This window comes from Okeania sp. SIO2B9 (genome assembly GCF_010672505.1).
In the GTDB taxonomy this organism is placed as follows: Bacteria; Cyanobacteriota; Cyanobacteriia; order Cyanobacteriales; family Microcoleaceae; genus Okeania; species Okeania hirsuta.
On record NZ_JAAHGK010000243.1, the window covers coordinates 1 to 7,245 of the forward strand.

General features: G+C 34.2%; 3 protein-coding genes and 1 pseudogene. All 4 read left to right on the top strand.

What is annotated here, in order from left to right:
• Positions 1 to 248: 248 nt before the first annotated feature.
• The 4 genes and pseudogenes from glyS to F6K13_RS11125 all read left to right on the top strand — a co-directional run bounded on the left by glyS (position 249) and on the right by F6K13_RS11125 (position 6,808).
• Positions 249 to 2,408: a glycine--tRNA ligase subunit beta gene (gene glyS, locus F6K13_RS11110; RefSeq protein ID WP_124155243.1), complete on the top strand. Its 2,160-nt coding sequence runs from the start codon at positions 249 to 251 to the stop codon at positions 2,406 to 2,408.
• Positions 2,409 to 3,232: 824 nt separating this feature from the next.
• Entirely contained in the window at positions 3,233 to 4,600 is a 1,368-nt protein-coding gene (murD, locus tag F6K13_RS11115) for a UDP-N-acetylmuramoyl-L-alanine--D-glutamate ligase (RefSeq protein ID WP_124147183.1), read from the top strand.
• A 192-nt stretch (positions 4,601 to 4,792) separates the two neighbouring features.
• The gene (locus F6K13_RS11120; protein ID WP_124147182.1) at positions 4,793 to 5,344 is read left to right on the top strand and encodes a Uma2 family endonuclease; all 552 of its coding nucleotides are present in this window, start codon (positions 4,793 to 4,795) and stop codon (positions 5,342 to 5,344) included.
• A 273-nt stretch (positions 5,345 to 5,617) separates the two neighbouring features.
• Positions 5,618 to 6,808: pseudogene (locus tag F6K13_RS11125) on the top strand (DNA cytosine methyltransferase).
• Positions 6,809 to 7,245 lie beyond the last annotated feature (437 nt).

Sequence of the window (7,245 nt, forward strand, 5' to 3'; positions counted from 1 at the left end):
AAAAGGCGAAAACCTTTATCTGTAAATACTTTTAGATTTAATCAGCAAGCCCTAATTAACTAATACCATTTCACTTAAAAAATGTCACAAATAGTTGGTAAATTATGAAGTCAAATAATAAGCTGAGATTACTGTATAGTAGAAGTTTTAAGTACTTAAATTTTGACTTTTAAATTTTGACTTTTAAATTTTGACTTTTGACTTTAGTGAAACGGTATAATAATATCCAAATCTGTCAATATTTTGCTATGCCGACATTTTTATTAGAAATTGGTACAGAAGAATTACCCGCAACTTTTGTCTCTGAAGGTATATCACAGTGGGAAAAACTTATCCCTACCGCTTTGAGTGAGGCATTCTTAACAAATGATGGGATTAAAATATATGCCACACCCAGACGTTTAGCTGTCGTCATCAACAATTTACCTACTCAACAACCAGACCGAGAAGAAGAAATTAAAGGTCCTCCGGCAAAAGCAGCTTTTAAAGATGGTAAACCGACAAAAGCAGCAGAAGGCTTTGCTAAAAAACAAGAAATAGAATTAAAAGACCTAGAAATACGCCCGACAGAAAAAGGTGATTTTGTCTTCGTCAATAAAAAAATTCAGGGTAAACAAACAGCAGAAATTCTCATCAAATTAGTACCTGAATGGATTAATAAACTTGAAGGTAAAAGATTTATGCGTTGGGCAGATGGAGATATCAAATTTCCTCGTCCTATTCGGTGGTTAGTAGCATTATTAGATGAGGAAATATTGCCAATAAATTTAGAAAATGGCTCTGAGATAATTACTTCTGGTCGTGTCTCCTACGGACATCGAGTTTTACATCCTGAATCTATTGAAATTCAGCAGGCAAAAGATTATGTAGAAGTTTTGAAAAAAGCTTATATAGAAGTAGATTTTCAACAAAGAAAGAGTCAAGTTGAACAACAAATACAAACTGTAGCTAAAAAAGTTCAAGGAACAGCAGAAGTTCCGACAGAATTATTAGCAGAAGTTACAAATTTAGTCGAATGGCCGACAGCAGTAGTTGGTAAAATTGATGAAGAATTTTTGATTTTGCCTTCGGAAGTAACAACAACTGTTATGGTGACACATCAACGTTACTTTCCTGTTTTGAAATCCACAAAAACTGCTAAAGCTAAAGTTGAATTACTGCCATATTTTATTACTATATCTAATGGCGACCCGGAAAAGTCAGAGATTATTGCTAAAGGAAACGAACGAGTAATTAGAGCTAGATTAGCTGATGGGCAATTTTTCTATAAAGCAGATTTAGCTAAACCATTAGAAAGTTATTTACCTGAATTGGAAGCTGTAACATTTCAAGCAAAACTAGGTTCGGTTCGGAAAAAAGTAGAACGTATTGTTAATATAGCTAAGTTAATAGCTGAACAGTTAACAGTCAGTAAAGAAGAAAGCAAAAATATAGAAAGAGCAGCTCTACTTTGCAAAGCTGACTTAGTAACTCAAATGGTTTATGAATTTCCCGAACTCCAGGGAATAATGGGAGAAAAATATGCTCGTGCTTGTGGGGAAAATGAAGCCGTAGCAATGGCAATATTTGAACATTATTTGCCTAGAGGTGCTGGAGATATTTTACCGGAAAGTATTAGCGGTCAAGTTGTGAGTTTGGCAGATAAACTTGATACTTTGGTAAGTATTTTTGGATTGGGAATGTTACCTACAGGTTCCTCAGACCCCTTCGCTTTACGTCGGGCAGCAAATGCGGTGGTAAATATTACTTGGTCAGCCGAATTACCAATAAATTTACATCAGTTATTAGCACAAATTTCTGTAGATTTTACGAAATTTTATCCCGAAGCAGAATCAGAATTATTGCCCCAATTATATGACTTCTTTTTGCAGCGAATTAAAACAATTTTACAAGAGGAAAAAAATATTGATTACGATCTGGTAAATGCGGTGTTAGGCAATAATGATTCGGAATATACTGAACGAGCATTAAAAGATTTATTAGATGTACGGAACCGTGCAATTTTCTTACAAAATATTCGGCAAAATGGTCTGCTTGACCAAATCTATGAAACTGTAAACCGTTCAACTCGTTTGGCAGCTCAAGGTGAGTTGGATAAAATACAACTTGCACCTAAAAAAAATGTAGATTTAAACTTGTTTAAAAGTGAATCAGAATTAGCATTTTATAATGCTTTAGTTGATTTAGTACCTCAAACAAAAATATCTCAAAAAACCAGAAATTATCAACAATTAGTAGATGGTTTGGCAAAAATTGCCCCAACTGTAAGTAATTTCTTTGATGGGCCGGAAAGTGTTTTAGTAATGGACCCAGACCCGAAAATTAAACAGAATCGATTAAATTTGTTAGGGTTACTCCGCAATAATGCACGAGTATTGGCAGACTTTGGAGAAATAGTTAAAAGTTAGGAACATACGGATAGAATTTTTTGTGACGTAGGTGAATTATTCCTAGGTTTATCTTTATCCCTTATAAGTTTTATACCCCACCGTCACCCGCGGTGCAAATGCGGTTGATGGAGTGAGAATTCCCATCGACCCCATTCTCCTGACTCCTTCTTCAAAGTTCATAATTTTAGGGTGCGCTATTATGGCTAAAATATATGCTATCAAAGGTATTTAATAATGCGTCGCATGACACCATGTTAGATGCGTAGGTTTAGTACTATCAAAGGTATTTAATAATGCGTCGCATGACACCATGTTAGATGCGTAGGTTTAGTACTATTAGTTAAGAAAATACTAAATTTAGTTAAGGAAATACTAATTAGGTGTCTTACATTTCATTAATGCACTCTACTCGACTGACATAGCTAGTGTCTAATTGCAAAAATTAGTAATATTAACTAATTAGTTGCGTTACATTTCATTAACGTACCCTACTGTTATAGACTAATTAAGCAATAATTTGGGACAATTATTTTGATTTTTTTTGCCAGGAAATGCCTCTATAGTTGCCCCTATAAATAGTGCTTTTGTTGAAATTATGAAAGTTAAAATTGTCAGTTTTTAATAAACATCTCTAATCATAAAAAATAAAATAAATTATCACATAGAAATTATCAATTATTTCCCCCTACTCACTACCCCCTACTCCCTCTTTTCTGGAGATATCTAACGATGAGAAAAGTCATCCCAACAAAAGCTTTTTAGCCCACTCTGCTGTAAAATCAAAATAACTATCATTTGGTAATTTGTAAATTTACCAAAATATCTACCAAAAAATATTTATTATGCCAAAAACTCATATTATTGGTCTAGGAAAATCAGGTATTGCTGCTGCGCGACTGCTCAAGAAAAATGGTTGGGAAGTGGAACTGAGCGATCGCAACACATCCGACTCTCTTGAACAACAACAACAAAATTTAACTCAAGAAGGTATTACTGTTAAGTTAGGTTATTCGTTTGAACCGGAAACATCTTTAGATTTAGTCGTTGTTAGTCCCGGTGTACCTTGGGATATACCCCCACTCCAACGCGCCAGAGAAAGTGGAATTGAAACTATTGGAGAAATGGAACTAGCATGGCGATATCTCAAATCTTCCCCTTGGGTAGGGATAACTGGTACTAATGGCAAAACTACTACTACTTCTTTAGTTGCTGCAATTTTTAAGACCGCAGGATTGAATGCTCCTGCCTGTGGTAACATTGGCTATGCTGCCTGTGAATTAGCTTTATTAGAAACTCCACCAGATTGGGTAATTGCAGAAATTAGCAGCTATCAAATAGAATCATCTAGTACCCTTACACCTCAAATTGGTGTTTGGACTACTTTAACCCCCGATCATCTGAGTCGCCACTATACAATAGAAAATTATTTTAATATCAAAGCAGCTTTATTAAATCGCTCTAAAACACAAGTTTTAAATAGTGACGACTCGTATATACGTCAAAATGCAACTAATCTTGGAGATAATGCCCACTGGACAAGTATCAAAGGTAAAGCTAACTTAGTGGGAGATATTGCCAAAGGAATTTACATTGAGGATGGGTGGGTAGTAGCGCGAGGGGAAAAAACAGTTTCTGTGGAGTCCCTGCGAATGTTGGGAAATCATAATCAGCAGAATTTATTGATGGCAGTGGCAGTAGCGAAATTGGCAGGAATAGAAAAAGAGGCGATCGCTGAAGCAGTGAAAACATTTCCTGGTGTACCTCATCGCTTAGAATATATTTGTACTTGGAATGGAGTAGATTTTCTCAATGATAGTAAAGCAACAAATTATGATGCAGCAGCAGTTGGTTTAAGTGCTGTACCTGAACCTGTGTTATTAATTGCTGGTGGTGAAGCTAAAGAAGGTAATGATAATGATTGGTTGCGACGAATTAAGGAAAAAGTTGCTGCTGTTTTATTAATAGGTGATGCCGCTGAAACTTTTGCCAAGAGACTACAAAAAATTAACTTTCATAATTATGAAATAGTAGGAGAAATGGAGCGAGCAGTAATTAGAGGTGCAGCATTGGCGAAAAAATATGATGCAAAAGTTGTATTATTATCTCCTGCTTGTGCAAGTTTCGACCAGTATCAAAATTTTGAACAACGAGGAGAACATTTTCGGGAGTTGTGTTTAAAACTTATTAGTGAAGGAAGAAGAAAGAGATAAGAAAAATAAAAATTGTGGGTCTTAGGTTTAGGGTTGTAAAAATTAATAGTTACCTATTCTTAAAAGAAAAGGATTGACCAAAAGAATTTGTTAGATTTATTTTTTCTTTAACTCAGAGACTTCCACTTTAATTATTCAGTGAGGGAGGGAAAATTTAATATTGAATTAAACACAAAAAAAGGAGAGATAACTATGTCAGGTTTAACAGTTAAAGATTTAAAAAAGTTACAAGTAGACTATCCAGATTATCGGATGGAATTAGTAAGTGGAGAAATTATTGTTATGAGTCCTTCTGGTTTAGAATCAGATGAAGTAGCAGCAGAAATAGTTGCTCAGTTACGAAACTGGGTAAGACCTCGAAAGTTAGGTAGAGTTATTGCTTCTAGTGGAGGTTTTCGCTTACCAAATGCAGATGGAGATATCCGGGCACCAGATGCTTCTTTTATTAGTGCAGAAAAATTACCTCGTCCTACAGAAGATTATGCAGAATTAGTTCCCGAACTAATTTTTGAAGTGAAATCTAAGAACGATAAGTTACCACAATTGCGTGAGAAAATACAAGATTTTCTAGAGTTAGGAACTATTGTCGGTGTATTAGTAAATCCCCGCAATCGGACAATGGAAGTTTATCGGTTTATGAGAGAAAAAATTGTCCTCAGAGATGGAGATGTTTTAGAAGTAGCAGAAATATTACCTGGATGGAAATTACCCGTAGCAGAAGTGTGGGCACCAGAGTTTGAATAGAAATTTAACTAGGAGGGAAAAATTATATCATATAGACATCTCCTCCACGCATAGTGAGTAGGGAATAGGGAGCAAGGAGCAGGGATAAAGAATTGATGAATAAGAGTGGGATAATTGATTTTATTTTTGATGATTAGAGATGTCTAATAATAGAAATTAATTGCGGCATAATTGAGAAAGACTGAAAAAATTAGCTTCAGCACAACAGCAGAAAGTTTTAGATTTTCTGATTCTTTACTATACTAAAAAACATACAGATACAGGGAAAATTTCATGGAAGGAAAACAACTATCTTTATTTCCTAATTTAGAGAATCAAAACGATAAAAATTATCATAAAAAAGCAAAACTAGAACGTTATGAAAAAATCCAATATGAATTAAATAATAATGACAGCGACCCATATAAAAAAATCATTAAAACTGAAGACAAACCCATCTTGAAATCTGACTATAAATTTATCGATTTGTTCTGCGGTACTGGAGGCATGACACAAGGTTTAGTTCAAGCAGGATTTCAACCAATAGCAAGTGTTGAAGAAAATTCAATAGCATCAGCAACCCATAGAAAAAATTTTCCTACATCTCATCATTTTTCTGGGGATATCAAAGAATTTAATTCTACAGAATGGCTCAATCAAATTGGTTTGCCAGAAATACATTTAGTAGTAGGAGGTCCTCCATGTCAGGGTTTTTCAGTTGCCGGAAAACGTAATCCTGATGACCCTATAAATAATTTATTTCGAGAGTTTGTGAGAGTAGTTAATTAAATTCGTCCTTGGTATATTGTTATGGAAAATGTGCCTGGAATTATTACTATGAAAAAAGGTGGTGTTCAAAAAGAAATTTGTCAAACATTTATCGATATTGGTTATTCTAATGTATCTGTAGCAATTCTAGAATCTGCTGCTTATGGAATTTCGCAAATTCGCCCTAGAACTATTTTTATTGCCAATAAATTTGGCATGATAAATCCTTATCCAAAACCTCAACTATTACCCCATCAATATAAACCAATTGAATCAGCAATTTCTGACCTTCCAGAATTAACTCCTATTCCAGAAATTAATCATCAATGGACTCGACATTCACAAGAATACATGAAAAGACTTGCTAAAGTGCCTCCTGGTTGTTCTTTATATAAAACTTATGCTGATGCTTTTAAACGACAATATTTGGGTAAACCAAGTATGACTATCAAAGAAAATCATGGTGGTACTCATATTCATCCTTACCTTAACAGAGTAATTTCAGCAAGAGAAATGGCAAGATTACAGAGTTTTCCCGACTCATTTATTTTTGAGGGTTCTATGAAAAAAGCGATGTGGCAAATTGGTAATGCTGTACCTCCTCGTTTAGCAGAATGTATAGGTTATGCGTTGATTCCTTTTTTAAATAAAATTGCTGATGAAAGGAAGAAGAAAGAAGGAAGAAGGAAGAAGGAAGAAGGAAGAAGGAAGAAGTAATTGATAATTTATAGGTGATAATTGATTGTATTTTTGATTTTTGGAGATATCTAATAGTTAATTATCCTGCTTAAACTCAGTTAGTTTTTGATTAAGAGTATTTCGCCAAATCTCAAAGTTATACCAACCACATCCGATACATCCAGTCTCAGCATCTTTTCCAACTTGAGATACATTACCAATGGATAATTGATAATTGATAATTGATAATGAAAGAGTTTTTTAAATCCCTAATTTTATCTCCCTATTTCTACCTAACTCTAAACCTGCTATAATTATCCATGTTCCATTATCAATTATCAATTAATGAACAGTTTTAATACAAAATTCACAGCTTCTTGATTTTAAAAGATTATGATTACCTGCACTATCTTTTTTAAGCAATTGAAATTTTTGTTTAATCTCAGTTTCACTCATATTTAAGTTATGAGTTTCTT

Coding starts and splice junctions, on each gene's coding strand:
- glyS (WP_124155243.1), top strand. CDS start 249: ATGCCGACATTTTTATTAGAAATTGGTACAGAAGAATTACCCGCAACT.
- murD (WP_124147183.1), top strand. CDS start 3,233: ATGCCAAAAACTCATATTATTGGTCTAGGAAAATCAGGTATTGCTGCT.
- F6K13_RS11120 (WP_124147182.1), top strand. CDS start 4,793: ATGTCAGGTTTAACAGTTAAAGATTTAAAAAAGTTACAAGTAGACTAT.